The 17,624-nt window shown below is 52.4% G+C and carries 11 protein-coding genes and 1 pseudogene; 4 read left to right on the forward strand and 8 right to left on the reverse strand.

Annotation, left to right across the window (positions count from 1 at the left end; translation table 11 throughout):
- The first annotated feature begins 237 nt into the window (after positions 1 to 237).
- Positions 238 to 1,554 (forward strand): gluconate transporter, encoded by a 1,317-nt coding sequence (gntT, locus tag ATB02_RS10275; RefSeq protein ID WP_001131758.1) that lies wholly within the window; start codon positions 238 to 240, stop codon positions 1,552 to 1,554.
- 44 nt (positions 1,555 to 1,598) lie between these two features.
- Here the strand turns inward: gntT and malQ are convergent, their stop codons facing one another.
- Together malQ and malP are read right to left on the reverse strand one after the other, a co-directional pair.
- Positions 1,599 to 3,683: a 4-alpha-glucanotransferase gene (gene malQ, locus ATB02_RS10280; protein WP_105271515.1), complete on the reverse strand. Its 2,085-nt coding sequence runs from the start codon at positions 3,681 to 3,683 to the stop codon at positions 1,599 to 1,601.
- Between the two features lie 9 nt (positions 3,684 to 3,692).
- Complete coding sequence (gene malP, locus ATB02_RS10285) at positions 3,693 to 6,086, reverse strand: maltodextrin phosphorylase (RefSeq protein ID WP_105271516.1); 2,394 nt, start codon at positions 6,084 to 6,086, stop codon at positions 3,693 to 3,695.
- Between the two features lie 623 nt (positions 6,087 to 6,709).
- On the opposite strand from malP, the gene malT reads away from it, so the two are divergent.
- Complete coding sequence (malT, locus tag ATB02_RS10290) at positions 6,710 to 9,415, forward strand: HTH-type transcriptional regulator MalT (protein WP_105271517.1); 2,706 nt, start codon at positions 6,710 to 6,712, stop codon at positions 9,413 to 9,415.
- Positions 9,416 to 9,457: 42 nt separating this feature from the next.
- Here malT and rtcA read toward each other — a convergent pair.
- Positions 9,458 to 10,474: pseudogene (rtcA, locus tag ATB02_RS10295) on the reverse strand (RNA 3'-terminal phosphate cyclase).
- A 3-nt stretch (positions 10,475 to 10,477) separates the two neighbouring features.
- Positions 10,478 to 11,704 (reverse strand): RNA-splicing ligase RtcB, encoded by a 1,227-nt coding sequence (gene rtcB, locus ATB02_RS10300; protein ID WP_105271518.1) that lies wholly within the window; start codon positions 11,702 to 11,704, stop codon positions 10,478 to 10,480.
- Between the two features lie 187 nt (positions 11,705 to 11,891).
- Here rtcB and rtcR point away from each other — a divergent pair, with 187 nt between their 5' ends.
- A complete protein-coding gene (rtcR, locus tag ATB02_RS10305; RefSeq protein WP_105271519.1) occupies positions 11,892 to 13,490 on the forward strand; it encodes a DNA-binding transcriptional regulator RtcR in 1,599 nt (532 codons plus the stop codon).
- On the opposite strand, the gene ATB02_RS10310 is transcribed toward rtcR, so the two are convergent.
- From ATB02_RS10310 to glpE, 3 genes are read right to left on the reverse strand one after another with little or no spacing between them, the layout of a single operon-like run.
- Entirely contained in the window at positions 13,472 to 14,230 is a 759-nt protein-coding gene (locus tag ATB02_RS10310; RefSeq protein ID WP_000815098.1) for a DeoR/GlpR family transcriptional regulator, read from the reverse strand. The genes rtcR and ATB02_RS10310 overlap by 19 nt on opposite strands.
- Positions 14,231 to 14,246: 16 nt before the next feature.
- Positions 14,247 to 15,077 (reverse strand): rhomboid family intramembrane serine protease GlpG, encoded by an 831-nt coding sequence (glpG, locus tag ATB02_RS10315; RefSeq protein WP_000928723.1) that lies wholly within the window; start codon positions 15,075 to 15,077, stop codon positions 14,247 to 14,249.
- Positions 15,078 to 15,121: 44 nt separating this feature from the next.
- Positions 15,122 to 15,448, reverse strand: a complete 327-nt coding sequence (gene glpE, locus ATB02_RS10320) for a thiosulfate sulfurtransferase GlpE (RefSeq protein ID WP_000371928.1) — start codon at positions 15,446 to 15,448, stop codon at positions 15,122 to 15,124.
- A 189-nt stretch (positions 15,449 to 15,637) separates the two neighbouring features.
- Here glpE and glpD point away from each other — a divergent pair, with 189 nt between their 5' ends.
- Positions 15,638 to 17,143, forward strand: a complete 1,506-nt coding sequence (glpD, locus tag ATB02_RS10325) for a glycerol-3-phosphate dehydrogenase (RefSeq protein ID WP_105271520.1) — start codon at positions 15,638 to 15,640, stop codon at positions 17,141 to 17,143.
- A gap of 31 nt (positions 17,144 to 17,174) precedes the next feature.
- Here glpD and ATB02_RS10330 read toward each other — a convergent pair whose 3' ends face one another.
- Positions 17,175 to 17,609, reverse strand: coding sequence for a hypothetical protein (locus tag ATB02_RS10330; protein WP_105271521.1), 435 nt, complete (start codon positions 17,607 to 17,609; stop codon positions 17,175 to 17,177).
- Positions 17,610 to 17,624 lie beyond the last annotated feature (15 nt).

A 17,624-nucleotide genomic window follows, 5' to 3' on the forward strand; every position in this document is an offset into this window, starting at 1 on the left:
ATAATATGACCAACCTCTCATAATTTAAATTTACCCCGCTCTGGTGATTCTCAAACGCCAGATGTTACCCGTATCATTCACGCGGGTACCAAACATACTCCTGACATCTGACTACAATAATTAGTTTTAGTGGGTATCAGTCGTGGTGCCGCAATATCTCTGTTCCCGATTGGGATAATTAGAGTTTGTCGTCAGAAAATTGACGTTACCCATAACAAATGAAAGGCCAGGTAAATCATGCCATTAGTCATTGTTGCTATCGGTGTAATCTTGTTGTTGCTCCTGATGATCCGCTTCAAAATGAACGGCTTCATCGCTCTCGTCCTCGTGGCGCTTGCTGTTGGATTAATGCAGGGAATGCCGCTGGATAAAGTTATTGGCTCCATCAAAGCTGGTGTCGGCGGGACGCTCGGTAGCCTTGCCCTGATCATGGGTTTTGGCGCGATGCTGGGCAAAATGCTGGCAGACTGCGGTGGTGCACAACGTATCGCCACCACGCTGATTGCCAAATTTGGTAAAAAACACATCCAATGGGCGGTAGTGTTAACCGGTTTTACTGTCGGTTTTGCCCTGTTCTATGAAGTGGGCTTCGTGCTAATGCTGCCGCTGGTGTTTACCATCGCGGCTTCCGCGAATATTCCGCTGCTGTATGTTGGTGTACCAATGGCGGCTGCGCTGTCTGTGACCCACGGCTTCCTGCCGCCACATCCGGGCCCAACTGCGATTGCCACCATTTTCAATGCTGATATGGGTAAGACCCTGCTGTACGGAACTATTCTGGCAATCCCGACCGTTATTCTCGCGGGTCCGGTTTACGCTCGCGTGCTGAAAGGTATCGATAAGCCAATCCCGGAAGGTCTGTACAGCGCGAAAACCTTCAGCGAAGAAGAGATGCCAAGCTTTGGCGTCAGCGTCTGGACTTCTCTGGTGCCGGTTGTGCTGATGGCGATGCGTGCAATTGCCGAAATGATCCTGCCGAAAGGTCACGCTTTCCTGCCAGTGGCGGAGTTCCTCGGTGACCCGGTAATGGCAACGCTGATTGCCGTGCTGATTGCGATGTTCACCTTTGGTCTGAACCGTGGTCGTTCAATGGATCAGATTAACGACACGCTGGTTTCTTCCATCAAAATCATCGCGATGATGCTGTTGATCATCGGTGGTGGCGGTGCGTTCAAGCAGGTGCTGGTAGACAGCGGCGTAGACAAATACATTGCTTCCATGATGCACGAAACCAACATTTCTCCGCTGCTGATGGCCTGGTCGATTGCTGCCGTACTGCGTATCGCGCTGGGTTCCGCAACCGTTGCGGCAATCACTGCGGGGGGTATCGCGGCACCACTGATTGCAACGACAGGCGTTAGCCCGGAACTGATGGTTATTGCGGTTGGTTCCGGTAGTGTGATTTTCTCTCACGTGAACGATCCGGGCTTCTGGCTGTTCAAAGAGTACTTTAACCTGACTATCGGCGAGACCATCAAGTCCTGGTCGATGCTGGAAACCATTATCTCGGTGTGCGGTCTGGTAGGCTGTCTGCTGCTGAATATGGTGATTTGATAACACTGACTGCCGGATGCATCGCATCCGGCATCAATCGCACTCTATTTCTTCTTCCCTACCGCCCTGCGCCGCTTGTCCAGATCCTTAATCAACTTGTTCACGCCATCATCGGCAAACATCGTCTCAAGCGTTGCGGAAAGCTTGCGCCGCCAGTTTTTATACTGGTAACTGGTTCCGGGAATATTTACCGGTTTGGCCATATCCAGCCAGTCTTCTGGCTGAAGCCCTAACAGAGCACTGTTACTATCAGCGATATAACGTTGCAAACCACGATTAAGCATCGGCGTCATCGACATTAACGATGCCTTATGCCCCGCACGTTTTGGCAGGCAACCATGTTTATGCAGTGCATCCAGTAACCCTTGCTTCGCCAGTTCGCGATCCTGATACAGACCGCGCAATACCACTTCATCCGGGTACAGCCCCAGCGTTTTGCCCAGTGTTAAATCCCCGCTCTCCCAGTAGCCACGCAGTGTAGGCAGGTCGTGTGTCGCCGCAACCGCCATCGACTGCTCCGGATACGCTTTCGGCGCGCGGAATGTCTTCTCGTGGTCACTTTCGAAATAGAGCACTTTGTAGGAGTACACACCGCTGCTGCGCAGTTTACCGACAATCTCTACCGGTACAGTGCCGAGGTCTTCACCAATCACCATGCAGCGATGCCGCTTACTTTCGAGTGCCAGAATCGAGAGCAGATCATCTACCGGATAGTGAACATACGCGCCCTGATCTGCCGTCTCGCCATACGGTATCCACCACAAACGCAGCATCGACATCACATGGTCAATTCGCAACGCGCCGCAGTTTTGCATATTGGCACGCAACAGCTCGATAAACGGTTCATAGGCACGCGCGGTGATGATATGCGGATCCATCGGCGGCAATCCCCAGTTCTGCCCCAACGGGCCGAGGATATCCGGCGGTGCGCCCACCGACGCTTTCAGGCAATACAACTCCCGGTCGCACCAGGTTTCTGCTCCACCCTCTGCTACGCCAACCGCCAGATCACGGTACAAGCCAATCGGCATTTCATGGCCCTGGCTTATCTCCCAGCAGGCGGCAAACTGGCAGTAAGCCAGCCACTGCAACCAGAGATAAAAATCGACGTCATCACGATGTTCTTCGCAGAACTGACGCACTTCTGGTGAATCCACGTTCTGATACATCTCTGGCCATGCAGGCCAGCCCCAGCGCATTTCGTCTTCTTTCACTTGCTGGGCATGTAACGCGTCAAACGCCGCCTGCCAGAACAGGCTGTCGCCCTGCTCTGCAACAAACTGGCGAAACGCGGCCATCTGCTCATCATCACGTTGCGCAAAACCTTTCCACGCCATCCGCAATGCTGTCATTTTCAGCGCAGTAACGGTGGAGTAATCGACCCAGTCGGCATCCCGTGCCTGTTGCAGCGTCTGTTGCGTGGTCGGTAACTGCCACCAGGCCTGAGCCTCTTCGCTAAGATGGAAATCTTCGACGGCGTTAACGTCAATATAAACCACATTTAGCCAGCGACGAGAAGACGGGCTATACGGACTGGCACTTTCCGGATTTGCCGGATAGAGCGCATGAATCGGGTTCAGACCGATGAAAGCCCCGCCACGTTTTGCCACATCCACCAGCATCACTTTGAGATCGCCAAAATCCCCAATACCCCAGTTTTTTTCCGATCGCAGCGTATAAAGCTGGACGCAGGCGCCCCACAGCTTTTGTTTATTCAGCAACGCCTGCGGTTCGTAACAGCGTTTCGGGGCGACAATCACCCGACAATGCGCGCGCTGGTCGTCCTGGGTGAGTGTCAACGTGTGATAACCTTCCGGCAACTTCGTCGGTAAATTGAACGCTTTGCCCCCCGTTACATGGCCTTTGTACTGCGTTCCTTCTTCGGTGGTCAGCAGCCAGCTATATTCGCCGCTGCCCTCCACCGCCATCGGCATTTTTTTGCCGCTGGTATAGACCATGACATTCGGGACTGGCGTTACCGCCACTTTCGTGGCGATACGTTGATGCATCGCGTCAAGCAAACGCCGTTTGGTTTCGGCGCTAATCGACTGCGGTTTACCGTGGGCATTGATGTAATTGGGGCTGATCCCCGCCGCCAGCGCGGCATTATCCAGACGTTTGCTTTCCATCGAGCTTCCTTAGCGTTTTGCCTGCCAGATACGAGCCTGATAATCGCGAATAGAGCGATCCGAGCTAAACATACCGCAGCGGGCGGTATTGAGGATCGCCGCGCGAGTCCAGGCCTCCTGGTCGCAGTACAGCACATCCACCTGCTTTTGTGCCTCTACATAGGCTGCGAAATCCGCCATTACCAGATACGGATCGCCGCCCTGTTTGCCGATACTGTGCAGCATCTGGTCGAAGGCATGCTTATCGCCGTCGCTGTATTTACCGCTTTCCAGCTCTTTCAATACTGCATCCAGCACCTTATCTTTCTTCCGCCATTTCACCGGGTCGTAGCCTTTGGCCAGAATTGCCTTCACTTGTTCCACGGTATGACCAAAAATAAAGATATTTTCTTCACCAACTTTTTCGGCGATTTCGACGTTAGCACCATCCAGCGTACCGACAGTAAGCGCACCATTGAGCGCCAGTTTCATATTGCCGGTACCGGAAGCTTCTTTACCTGCAGTCGAAATTTGTTCGGAGATATCCGCCGCCGGGATCAGTTTTTCCGCCGCCGAAACGCAATAATCCGGCAGGAACACCACCTTCAACTTATCGCCAACCTGTGGATCGTTGTTGATCACATCAGCCACTTTGTTGATCGCAAAGATAATATTCTTCGCCAGGTAGTAGCCCGGTGCGGCTTTCGCGCCGAAGAGGAAAACGCGCGGTACGCGGTCAGCCTGCGGGTTTTCACGAATCTCTTTGTACAACGCCAGAATATGCAGCAGATTCAGGTGCTGACGTTTGTACTCATGCAAGCGTTTGATCTGAATATCGAAAATCGCCTGAGGATTGATTTCAATACCGGTACGAACTTTCACAAACTCCGCCAGACGGACTTTATTCGCCTGCTTGATCTCGCGATATTGCTGGCGGAATTTCGCATCATCAGCGAATTTTTCCAGATTGATCAGTTGATCGAGATCGTTAGCCCACTCTTTTTTCAGTGATTTATCCAACAGAGCCGCCAGTGCCGGGTTGCATTGTTTGATCCAGCGACGAGGGGTAATACCATTGGTGACGTTATGGAATTTGTTCGGCCACAGCTGGTGATATTCCGGGAACAGATCTTTCACCACCAGATCTGAATGCAGCGCCGCTACACCGTTCACCGCGAAACCGCCAACTACACACAGGTTCGCCATATGCACCTGTTTGTCGTGCACCACCGCCAGTTTGGCCCACACTTTGTCATCGCCCGGCCAGGTTTTCTCCACCAGCGTTTTAAAGCGAGTATTGATTTCGTTAATAATCTGCATGTGGCGCGGCAGTAAGCCTTTCACTAGCTTCACATCCCAGCGTTCCAGCGCTTCTGGCATCAGGGTATGGTTGGTGTAAGCAAAAGTTTTGCTGGTGATGGCCCAGGCGTCATCCCAGCTCATCTGATGCTCATCAATCAGCACGCGCAGCAGCTCTGGAATGGCAATAGTCGGGTGGGTATCGTTCAGTTGAATAACTTCGTAATCTGCCAGCTCGTGCAGTTTACGCCCCGCCAAATGATGGCGACGCAGAATATCCGCTACCGAACAAGCACACTGGAAGTATTGCTGCATCAGGCGCAGCTTTTTACCGGCAGTATGGTTGTCGTTTGGATAGAGAACTTTGGTCAGTTTTTCCGCGTTGATGCCCTGTTGTTCGGCACGCAGGAAATCACCGTCGTTAAATTTTGTCAGATCAAACGGATGCGCATGCGTCGCCTGCCACAGACGCAGCGGCTGCGCCACGCCATTACGATAACCGACAACGGGAAGATCCCACGCTTGACCGGTAATGGTAAATTCCGGCTCCCAGCGTCCGTCTTTCGTCACTTTACCGCCAATTCCTACCTGCACATCCAGTGCTTCGTTATGGCGGAACCACGGGTAGTTACCGCGATGCCAGTCATCCGGCGCTTCAACCTGTTTGCCATCGACAAAAGACTGGCGGAACAAGCCATATTGATAGTTAAGACCATAACCCGTCGCAGACTGACCGACAGTTGCCATTGAGTCGAGGAAGCACGCAGCCAGACGTCCCAGACCACCGTTACCCAGCGCCGGGTCGATCTCTTCTTCCAGCAGGTCAGTCAGGTTGATGTCATAAGCCTTCAACGAATCCTGTACATCCTGATACCAGCCAAGATTCAACAGGTTGTTACCCGTCAGGCGTCCAATCAAAAACTCCATTGAGATATAGTTAACATGTCGCTGATTGGCCACCGGTTTAGCGAATGGCTGGGCACGTAGCATTTCCGCCAGGGCTTCACTCACTGCCAGCCACCACTGGCGAGGGGTCATTTCAGCCGCAGAATTTAAGCCATAACGCTGCCACTGACGTGAAAGCGCTTCCTGAAATTGCTTATCGTTAAAAATAGGTTGTGACATAGGAGTTCCACTTTTCTTAGATTTTCAACACAACGTTATCGCTAGTTTGCCAGGCTCGATGTTGACCTTCCTCATCCTGCGGGGGATTAGGCAGGGAGGAGTTGCGGGGATGAGCAAGGAAATGTGATCTCGACCACTTAAACCTAGTGCAATCCACAGGATTAGCAGCAAATCAATGCCATACAGCGCAGAAAATCTGTATCTAAGTGCAAAAAATGGCCGTTGTGTATTTTCAAAAGGCGGAAGGTAACTCTATAAATTAAGTAAAGGAGTGAAACAGTTTCATAAGTAAAACATCCAGTTTGCTCCATCTCATTCTTAATAGGTTTATTAAGATCCTCTTTTTAGATGGCTCTTTCATCAGGAATTGAGAAGACTCCCTTGCTTAAATGAAACTGATGAACATGAGGAAAATACCGTAAAACCCAGTATTCACGCTGCATCAGCGTCGTTATTAGGTGAGTTGTTAATAAACATTTGGAATTGTGACACAGTGCAAATTCAGACACATAAAAAAACGTCATCGCTTGCATTAGAAGGGTTTCTGGCCGACCTTATAACCATTAATTACGAAGCGCAAAAAAAATAATATTTCCTCATTTTCCACAGTGAAGTGATTAACTATGCTGATTCTGTCAAAATTAAGTCGTCCGGTTCGACTCGACCATACCGTGGTTCGTGAGCGCCTGCTGGCTAAACTTTCCGGCGCGAACAACTTCCGGCTGGCGCTGATCACGAGTCCTGCGGGCTACGGAAAAACCACACTCATTTCTCAATGGGCGGCAGGCAAAAACGATTTGGGCTGGTACTCGCTGGATGAGGGCGATAACCAGCAAGAGCGTTTCGCCAGCTATTTCATTGCCGCCGTGCAACAGGCAACCAACGGTCACTGTGCGATTTGTGAGACGATGGCGCAAAAACGGCAATATGCCAGCCTGACGTCACTCTTCGCCCAGCTTTTCATTGAGCTGGCGGAATGGCATAGCCCACTTTATCTGGTCATCGATGACTATCATCTGATCACTAATCCGGTGATCCACGAGTCAATGCGCTTCTTTATTCGCCATCAACCAGAAAATCTCACCCTGGTGGTGCTGTCACGCAATCTTCCGCAACTGGGCATTGCCAATCTGCGTGTTCGCGACCAACTGCTGGAAATTGGCAGTCAGCAACTGGCGTTTACCCACCAGGAAGCGAAGCAGTTTTTTGATTGCCGCCTGTCATCGCCGATTGAAGCCGCAGAAAGCAGTCGGATTTGCGATGACGTTTCCGGTTGGGCGACTGCGCTACAGTTAATTGCCCTCTCCGCCCGGCAGAATACCCACTCAGCCCATAAGTCGGCACGCCGCCTGGCGGGAATCAATGCCAGTCATCTTTCGGATTATCTGGTCGATGAGGTTTTGGACAACGTCGATCTCGCAACGCGCCATTTTCTGTTGAAAAGCGCCATTTTGCGCTCAATGAACGATGCACTCATCACTCGTGTGACCGGCGAAGAAAACGGGCAAATGCGCCTCGAAGAGATTGAGCGTCAGGGGCTGTTTTTACAGCGGATGGATGATAGCGGCGAGTGGTTCTGCTATCACCCGCTGTTTGGCAACTTCCTGCGCCAGCGCTGCCAGTGGGAACTGGCGGCGGAGCTGCCGAAAATCCACAGTGCCGCCGCAGAAAGCTGGATGGCCCAGGGATTCCCCAGCGAAGCGATTCATCATGCGCTGGCGGCAGGCGATGCGCTGATGCTGCGCGATATTCTGCTTAATCACGCCTGGAGTTTGTTCAACCACAGCGAACTTTCGCTACTTGAAGAGTCACTTAAAGCCCTGCCGTGGGAGAGTTTGCTGGAAAATCCGCAGTTGGTGTTATTACAAGCGTGGCTGATGCAAAGCCAGCATCGCTACGGCGAAGTAAACACCCTGCTGGCTCGTGCTGAACATGAAATCAAAGACATCAGAGAAGGCACCATGCACGCAGAATTTAATGCTCTGCGCGCCCAGGTGGCAATTAACGATGGTAACCCGGATGAAGCTGAACGGCTGGCAAAACTGGCACTGGAAGAACTGCCTCCCGGCTGGTTCTACAGCCGCATTGTAGCAACTTCGGTGTTGGGTGAAGTATTGCACTGCAAAGGGGAACTGACCCGCTCACTGGCGTTAATGCAGCAAACCGAACAGATGGCACGCCAGCACGATGTCTGGCACTACGCTTTGTGGAGTTTAATCCAGCAAAGCGAAATTCTGTTTGCTCAGGGTTTTCTGCAAACCGCGTGGGAAACGCAGGAAAAAGCGTTCCAGCTGATCAACGAGCAGCATCTGGAACAGCTGCCAATGCATGAATTTCTGGTACGTATCCGAGCTCAACTGTTATGGGCCTGGGCACGGCTGGACGAAGCCGAAGCATCGGCACGCAGCGGGATTGAAGTTTTGTCATCTTATCAACCACAGCAACAGCTCCAGTGCCTGGCAATGTTGATTCAATGCTCGCTGGCCCGAGGTGATTTGGATAACGCCCGTAGCCAACTGAATCGTCTGGAAAATCTGCTGGGAAATGGCAAATATCACAGCGACTGGATCTCTAACGCCAACAAAGTCCGGGTCATTTACTGGCAAATGACCGGCGACAAAGCTGCCGCCGCCAACTGGTTGCGTCACACAGCCAAACCGGAGTTTGCGAATAACCACTTCCTGCAAGGTCAATGGCGCAACATCGCCCGTGCACAAATATTGCTGGGCGAGTTTGAACCGGCAGAAATTGTTCTTGAAGAACTCAATGAAAACGCCCGCAGTCTGCGGTTAATGAGCGATCTCAACCGTAACCTGTTGCTGCTTAATCAACTGTACTGGCAGGCCGGTCGCAAAAATGATGCCCAGCGTGTGTTGCTGGAGGCATTAAAACTGGCGAATCGTACCGGATTTATCAGTCACTTTGTCATCGAAGGCGAAGCGATGGCGCAACAGTTACGCCAACTGATTCAACTCAATACGTTGCCTGAGCTGGAACAGCATCGCGCACAGCGTATTCTGCGGGAAATAAATCAACATCATCGGCATAAATTCGCCCATTTTGATGAGAATTTCGTTGAACGTCTGCTAAATCATCCGGAAGTACCAGAATTGATCCGTACCAGCCCGCTGACCCAACGCGAATGGCAGGTATTGGGGCTGATTTACTCCGGTTACAGCAATGAACAAATTGCAGGCGAGCTGGAAGTGGCGGCAACCACCATCAAAACGCATATCCGCAATCTGTACCAAAAACTCGGTGTCGCCCACCGTCAGGCCGCGGTACAACACGCGCAGAAACTGCTGAAGATGATGGGATATGGGGTGTGAGTTTAGCCGGATAATACGTCGGATCCGGCTTACATCTTTATATCATTCAATGCTCACCCGCGTTACGCCATCCGCCTCCACCAGACTAAACCGCACTGGCAAGAAACGCTCCACCACCGCGATATTGGTCAGCAGATGGCATGAGGGATGGGCGACCGTAAATTCTCCCGCCCCCGCCAGCGCCATTGGTAGCACCAACTGGTCGGCGAGATATTCCCCCACCGCCGCCGGGCTCGCCAGGTAACGTTTCACCTCTTGCACTAACTGCGCAGCCACCACTTCGGCACTGACGCGCTTTTCACCGACGACAAAAAAGCGTTCAGTGATATTTTCACTTTCGACTTCAAGCGAGACGGTATTACCCGGCCCCTGGTCGCGCGGCAGGTTATGAATATTCTGCTCATGCAGGGAAAAACTACCCGCCAACGTAGCGATTTCACGCTCAGCGACATGCCTCGGCACGCCAGCTAACAGCACCTCTCCACGCATCTGCACAATGTTCCCGCGCTCGCCAAGTTGCAAGGTGTTAAACGATGCCACGGGCGAGACTTCCGTCGCCACCACGCCGCCTCCGGCAGGATAAAAACCGTGGCGTAATAATGTGGTTTGCTGATGAATTCCCATTTTCGCCAGCAGCGGCTCCAGCACCCGGCGGATAAAATCTGCAGGCGGGGCCGACGGGTTATCGGTACCTCCGCTCACTTCAACACGAGAAGGACCATCGGCAAACTACAGCGCGGGCAGTACCGTTTGTAGTACCAGCGTGCAACTTCCGGCGCTACCAATAGCAAAGCGGTAGTCGCCACCGCGCACGGTACCGGGCCGGAAGACCAGACGCTGCGACCCCAGCTCCGCGCCCTCCACCGTTGCTCCGCAAATTTCCGTCGCCGCCTTTACAGCCGTCAGATGCTGGCGCAACAGCCCCGGTTTCGCCCGCCCGGCGCGAATGCCGGTGATGGTAAATGGCTGGCCGGTTATCATCGACAGACTCAGCGCCGAGCGCAGGATCTGCCCGCCGCCTTCGCCCTGTGCGCCATCCAGCGCAATCATCCTTTTCATCATTTATCCTTTTACACACACCACCTGACGCAGGGTGTAGATAACTTCCACCAGATCGCTTTGTGCCGCCATCACCGCGTCGATATCTTTATACGCCATCGGGATTTCGTCGATCACTTCGGCATCTTTACGGCATTCCACATGCGCGGTGGCACGAATTTGATCTTCCACGCTGAACAGTTTTTTCGCTTTAGTACGGCTCATTACCCGCCCGGCACCGTGGCTGCACGAACAGAACGACTCTTCATTTCCCAGCCCACGGACAATAAAGCTTTTCGCCCCCATCGAACCGGGAATAATTCCATATTGACCAGCACACGCAGACACCGCGCCTTTACGCGTCACATAGATCTCTTCGCCAAAGTGCTGTTCTTTTTGCACATAGTTGTGGTGACAGTTGATCTCTTCCATCGCCAGTGTTTGTGGCTGTCTTACCGTTTTCTGCGTAACGCTCTGCAACGCCGTTACCACGTTTTCCATCATCGCATCGCGGTTAAGGCTGGCAAAAAGCTGCGCCCAGGCCACCGCTTTCAGGTAATCATCAAAGTATTCCGTACCTTCCAGAAAGTACGCCAGGTCACGCGATGGCAACGTTTCAAGCGTTTCCTGCATCTCTTTTTGCGCCAGATCGATAAAGTAAGTCCCGATTGCATTACCAATTCCGCGTGAACCGGAGTGCAGCATAATCCACACCTGGTCCGACTCATCAAGACAGATTTCAATAAAGTGGTTTCCCGTTCCCAGCGTTCCCAGGTGTTTATAGTTATTGGTATTAAGGAAACGCGGATATTTTTGCGTTAACCACTGATAACCGGCTTCAAGCTCAGCCCATTTCGCATCGACGTTAACAGGCGGATTCTCCCATGCGCCTTTATCACGACGGCTACGATTATTGGAACGTCCGTGCGGCACGGCAGTTTCAATCGCCTGACGCAGCTCCGCCAGGTTTTCAGGCAGATCTGCCGCCGTTAACGCAGTTCGCAGTGCGTTCATTCCACAACCGATATCTACCCCCACCGCCGCCGGAATAATCGCCCCTTTGGTCGGGATCACGCTACCAATGGTGGAACCTTTACCCAGATGTACATCAGGCATTACCGCAATATGTTTGAAAATAAACGGCATCTTCGCCGTATTTATCAGTTGCTGACGCGCATCGTCTTCTACCGGTACGCCTTTGGTCCACATTTTTACCGGGACATTTTCAGTGGTCAGTAATTCGTAATTCATTTTGTTTTTCTCTTTTCGTTGTTTGCTGTCCTGATAATTGCAACCGTCGTGCCAGAAAATTAAATGAGTAGATTAATTTCTTAACTAATTGTTTTTAATAGATTAAATCTTTACGTCCGTAAACGGAGATTTCCCGCAAAGCCAATTCGCCGATAATGAAATATCGTCTTTTATAAGGATATCTAAGATGCGTAAAACAGTGGCTTTTGGCTTTGTCGGCACCGTACTGGATTATGCCGGGCGCGGCAGTCAGCGATGGTCGAAATGGCGTCCGTCACTCTGTCTATGCCAGCAAGAATCGTTAGTCATCGATCGACTGGAATTGTTGCACGACGCCCGCTCACGCTCGCTGTTTGAAACGCTTAAACGCGATATCGCCAATGTTTCGCCAGAAACAGAAGTGGTGAGCGTTGAGATTGAACTGCATAACCCGTGGGATTTCGAGGAGGTTTACGCCTGCCTGCATGATTTCGCCCGTGGTTACGCGTTCGAACCTGATAAAGAAGACTATTTAATTCACATCACCACCGGTACCCACGTCGCGCAGATTTGCTGGTTTCTGCTGGCGGAAGCACGTTACCTGCCCGCCAGGTTAATACAATCTTCGCCACCGCGTAAAAAAGAACAGCCGCGCGGTGCAGGTGAAGTGACGATTATCGATCTCGATTTAAGCCGTTATAACGCCATCGCCAGCCGCTTTGCCGAGGAACGCCAGCAAACCCTCGATTTCCTCAAATCCGGCATTGCCACGCGTAACGCCCACTTCAACCGCATGATTGAGCAGATCGAAAAAGTGGCGATCAAATCTCGCGCACCGATCCTGCTTAACGGCCCGACCGGTGCGGGTAAGTCGTTTCTGGCACGACGCATCTTCGAGTTAAAACAGGCGCGGCATCAGTTTAGCGGCGCGTTTGTGGAGGTGAACTGTGCCACTCTGCGCGGCGATACCGCCATGTCGGCGCTGTTTGGTCATGTGAAAGGCGCGTTTACCGGGGCGCGGGAATCTCGTGAAGGATTATTACGCAGCGCCAACGGCGGCATGTTGTTTCTTGATGAGATTGGCGAACTGGGCGCAGACGAACAGGCAATGTTGCTAAAAGCCATTGAAGAGAAAACCTTTTACCCGTTTGGTAGCGATCGCCAGGTGAGCAGTGATTTTCAGCTGATCGCCGGAACGGTGCGCGATTTGCGTCAGCTGGTTGCCGAAGGCAAATTTCGCGAAGACCTGTACGCGCGGATCAATCTCTGGACCTTCACCCTGCCGGGTCTACGCCAGCGCCAGGAAGATATTGAACCGAACCTGGATTATGAAGTGGAGCGCCACGCCTCACTCACCGGCGACAGCGTGCGTTTTAACACCGAAGCGAGGCGCGCCTGGCTGGCCTTTGCGACATCTCCCCAGGCAACATGGCGCGGTAACTTTCGCGAGCTTTCTGCCAGCGTCACACGCATGGCGACGTTTGCCGATAGTGGGCGTATCACCCTTGAAACCGTAGAAGATGAGATAAACCGTCTACGCTACAACTGGCAGGATAGCCGCTCTTCTGCGCTTAAGCAGCTACTGGGCGCTGAAGCGGAAAACATCGACCTCTTTGATCGGCTGCAACTGGAACACGTTATCGCTATCTGCCGTCAGGCAAAATCGCTTTCCGCTGCCGGGCGTGAACTCTTTGATGTTTCGCGCCAGGGCAAAGCCAGCGTCAACGACGCGGATCGGCTACGCAAATACCTGGCGCGTTTTGGTCTGACGTGGGAAGCCGTGCAGGATCAGCACAGCTCCAGCTGAATATGATGGTCTGTCAGCACCTGCATCACGCTCGCTGGTGGCGGGGCGTCGGTGTAGACGGCATCGACCATGCTGATGCTGCCCATATTGACCATCGCATTACGGCCAAATTTCGAGTGATCGACAACCAGCATAACGTGGCGCGAGTTCTCAATAATAGCGCGTTTGGTGCGAACTTCGTGGTAATCGAACTCCAGCAGCGAGCCGTCGCTATCGATGCCGCTGATCCCCAGAATCCCGAAATCAAGGCGGAACTGGGAGATAAAATCGAGCGTCGCTTCGCCAATGATCCCACCATCGCGGCTGCGTAATTCGCCACCTGCAAGAATGATGCGAAAATCTTCTTTTACCATCAGCGTGTTAGCGACGTTGAGATTGTTGGTCACAATGCGCAAATTGCTGTGATTAAGCAGCGCGTGCGCCACCGCTTCCGGCGTGGTGCCGATATCAATAAATAGCGTCGAGCCGTTAGGAATTTGCTCCGCCACTTTGCGGGCAATACGCTCTTTTTCTTCGGTCTGGGTGGCCTTACGATCGTGCCACGGCGTGTTAACCGAACTGGAAGGCAGTGCCGCGCCGCCATGATGGCGCAGGATCAGGTTTTGCTCCGCCAGCTCATTGAGGTCGCGACGAATAGTCTGCGGGCTGACGGAGAAGTGCTCCACCAGTTCTTCTGTGCTGACATAACCCTGCTGTTTAACCAGTTCGATAATACCGTTGTGACGTTGTGTTTGTTTCATTTATAAGTCCCTGGAATTATTTTCGTTTTCGCGCATTAAGCGAATCAACAAAAGCCATCGCTAAACCCACGGCTAACCCGGCGATGTGTGCTCCGTTCGCCATCGACATCCCAAACAAATCAAACCATCCGGCGACAATCCAGATCAGTGCAAAGATGATTAACCCACGTTGCAGGTAAATGCCACTTTGCGGATCGCGTTCGCCGCGTAGCCAGACGTAACCCATCAGTGCATACACCACGCCAGAAAGCCCGCCAAACCACGGCCCGCTGAATTTTTGCTGCACATAGCCGCTTAACAGGGCGCTAATGAGAGTAATGACAATTAGCTTACCGCTGCCGAGGCGTTTTTCCACCGCGCCGCCGAGATACCACCACCAGAGCAGGTTAAAAAGGATATGCATCAGCGAGAAGTGCATTAATGCATGAGTGAAGTAACGCCAGAACTCAAATTTCAATGTCGGATCGAATGGCCAGGCCAGCCATAACATCACTTCCTGATCACCGAGAATTTGCATGGCGATAAACACCACCACGCAGGCGATCATCATCACCCAGGTCACCGGACCTGCGCGTTCACGCAAGGCAGCAAAGAAGGGATAACGGCGATAATGCAGGCCGCTGCCGGTATGGCCCGCCTGCCAGCTGGCCGCCAGATAACGCGGATCTGCCGGGTTTTCGAGAAAACGCGCCAGCTCCGCCCGCACGCGTTCGGCCTGGGACTCATCCGCCAGCCAGACATCGCTTTGGTTATGTTGTTGAATCGTGAGGATAACACCCTGCGTCGCCATGTAATCAACAAACGCCTGCGCCACGCGGGGGTTAGCAAAAGAGGTAATCATCAACATCGTTGCTGTCGCTTATTCCACACAAAAGGGGACAGTATAAAGCGTTACGCGCCGTACGCCACCTCTGCAGGAAACTGACGCTGCCAGGCTTCAAAGCCGCCATCAATGCTATAGACCACATCGTAGCCCTGTTGCAGCAGATACTGCGCCGCGCCTTTGCTGCTATTACCGTGGTAACACATCACCATGACTGGCGTATCGAAGTCGTTATCACGCATAAACGCGCCCAATGTGTCGTTGGTTAAATGGAAAGCCTGCACCGCATGCCCCATTGCGAAACTCTGTGGATCGCGAATATCGACCAGCACCGCCTCTTTTTCCTGCAACTTCTGATGCGCGTCGGCAACGTTAATACATTCGAACTGATCCATGCGTCTCTCTTTCTTTACAAACAAGTGGGCAAATTTACCGCACAGTTTACGTCGAAGCGGCAGATAAACGCCATAATGTTATACATATCACTCTAAAATGTTTTTTCAATGTTACCCAAAGCGCGATTCTTTGCTAATATGTTCGATAACGAACATTTATGAGCTTTAACGAAAGTGAATGAGGGCAGCATGGAAACCAAAGATCTGATTGTGATAGGTGGCGGCATCAATGGTGCTGGTATCGCGGCAGACGCCGCTGGACGCGGTTTATCCGTGCTGATGCTGGAGGCGCAGGATCTCGCTTGTGCGACCTCTTCCGCCAGTTCAAAACTCATTCATGGTGGCCTGCGCTACCTTGAGCACTATGAATTCCGCCTGGTCAGCGAGGCGCTGGCTGAACGTGAAGTGTTGCTGAAAATGGCTCCCCATATCGCTTTCCCGATGCGTTTTCGCCTGCCGCATCGCCCGCATCTGCGTCCGGCGTGGATGATCCGTATTGGTCTGTTTATGTACGATCATCTGGGTAAACGCACCAGCCTGCCGGGATCAACCGGTTTGCGTTTTGGCGCAAATTCAGTGTTAAAACCGGAAATTAAGCGCGGATTCGAATATTCCGACTGTTGGGTAGACGACGCCCGTCTGGTACTCGCCAACGCCCAGATGGTGGTGCGTAAAGGCGGTGAAGTGCTTACCCGTACTCGTGCCACTTCTGCTCGCCGCGAAAACGGCCTGTGGATTGTGGAAGCGGAAGATATCGATACCGGCAAAAAATACAGCTGGCAAGCGCGCGGCCTCGTGAACGCCACCGGCCCGTGGGTGAAGCAGTTCTTCGACGACGGGATGCATCTACCCTCACCTTATGGCATTCGCCTGATCAAAGGCAGCCATATTGTCGTGCCGCGTGTGCATACCCAGAAGCAAGCCTACATTCTGCAAAACGAAGATAAACGTATTGTCTTCGTGATCCCGTGGATGGACGAGTTTTCCATCATCGGCACCACCGATGTGGAATACAAAGGTGATCCAAAAGCAGTGAAGATTGAAGAGAGTGAAATCAAGTACCTGCTGAAAGTGTATAACACGCACTTTAAAAAGCAGTTAAGCCGGGACGATATCGTCTGGACCTACTCCGGCGTGCGTCCACTGTGTGATGATGAATCTGATTCGCCGCAGGCCATTACCCGTGATTACACCCTTGATATCCATGATGAAAACGGCAAAGCTCCGCTGTTATCGGTATTCGGCGGTAAGCTGACCACCTACCGCAAACTGGCGGAACACGCGCTGGAAAAACTGACGCCATATTATCAGGGCATTGGCCCAGCGTGGACGAAAGAGAGCGTGCTGCCGGGCGGAGCCATTGAAGGCGACCGCGACGATTACGCCGCCCGCCTGCGCCGCCGTTACCCGTTCCTGACTGAATCGCTGGCACGTCACTACGCGCGCACTTACGGCAGCAATAGCGAGCTGCTGCTCGGCAATGCGGGGGCGGTAAGCGATCTTGGGGAGGATTTCGGGCATGAGTTTTACGAAGCAGAGCTGAAATATCTGGTCGACCACGAATGGGTCCGCCGCGCCGACGATGCCCTGTGGCGTCGCACAAAACAAGGCATGTGGCTGAATGCGGATCAACAATCTCGTGTGAGTCAGTGGCTGGGGGAGTATACGCAGCAGAGGTTGTCTCTGGCGTCGTAAGGATAATGCCCGGTTGTAAAGTGCAACCGGGCTATCGGGTTGCCAGTTGCTTGAATAACCGAAGCAACTCTTGCCTGTTCTTTTTTAATTTCAGTGTGTCAGGCCATGCTTCATAGAGTGCAAGTTGATATAACGACATATTGGATTCGGTAATCTCTTCTGCAAGCACGGCAATCATAAACTGAAGATGGTGATAATTTATCGCCCATATCCGCTTACCTTTAAATCCACAGACATACCAGAACGTCCAGGCATCCGGTTGACGTGATTGCATTGGCGTCAGCTGGCGATTAAAACCACAGTGCATACAGGTAATTTGCGAGATGGCAAACCTTATTAACGGCCAGCGATAGGTGCCTTTAGTCCCATTTACTATGGTTTTTCCCGTCGCTTTTGCTGCGCATTTTGGGCAAACCACATCATAGTTTTCCTCATGAAATGCGTTTAAAGCGGATAAAGTCGTCATTGTTGTCAATCCCTT

The organism is Escherichia sp. MOD1-EC5189 (assembly GCF_002966045.1).
GTDB lineage: Bacteria > Pseudomonadota > Gammaproteobacteria > Enterobacterales > Enterobacteriaceae > Escherichia > Escherichia coli_F.

What these genes read in the sequence shown, in the direction of transcription:
- gntT (WP_001131758.1), top strand. Translation starts at nt 238, where the DNA reads ATGCCATTAGTCATTGTTGCTATCGGTGTAATCTTGTTGTTGCTCCTG.
- malQ (WP_105271515.1), bottom strand. Translation starts at nt 3,683, where the DNA reads ATGGAAAGCAAACGTCTGGATAATGCCGCGCTGGCGGCGGGGATCAGC.
- malP (WP_105271516.1), bottom strand. Translation starts at nt 6,086, where the DNA reads ATGTCACAACCTATTTTTAACGATAAGCAATTTCAGGAAGCGCTTTCA.
- malT (WP_105271517.1), top strand. Translation starts at nt 6,710, where the DNA reads ATGCTGATTCTGTCAAAATTAAGTCGTCCGGTTCGACTCGACCATACC.
- rtcB (WP_105271518.1), bottom strand. Translation starts at nt 11,704, where the DNA reads ATGAATTACGAATTACTGACCACTGAAAATGTCCCGGTAAAAATGTGG.
- rtcR (WP_105271519.1), top strand. Translation starts at nt 11,892, where the DNA reads ATGCGTAAAACAGTGGCTTTTGGCTTTGTCGGCACCGTACTGGATTAT.
- ATB02_RS10310 (WP_000815098.1), bottom strand. Translation starts at nt 14,230, where the DNA reads ATGAAACAAACACAACGTCACAACGGTATTATCGAACTGGTTAAACAG.
- glpG (WP_000928723.1), bottom strand. Translation starts at nt 15,077, where the DNA reads ATGTTGATGATTACCTCTTTTGCTAACCCCCGCGTGGCGCAGGCGTTT.
- glpE (WP_000371928.1), bottom strand. Translation starts at nt 15,448, where the DNA reads ATGGATCAGTTCGAATGTATTAACGTTGCCGACGCGCATCAGAAGTTG.
- glpD (WP_105271520.1), top strand. Translation starts at nt 15,638, where the DNA reads ATGGAAACCAAAGATCTGATTGTGATAGGTGGCGGCATCAATGGTGCT.
- ATB02_RS10330 (WP_105271521.1), bottom strand. Translation starts at nt 17,609, where the DNA reads ATGACGACTTTATCCGCTTTAAACGCATTTCATGAGGAAAACTATGAT.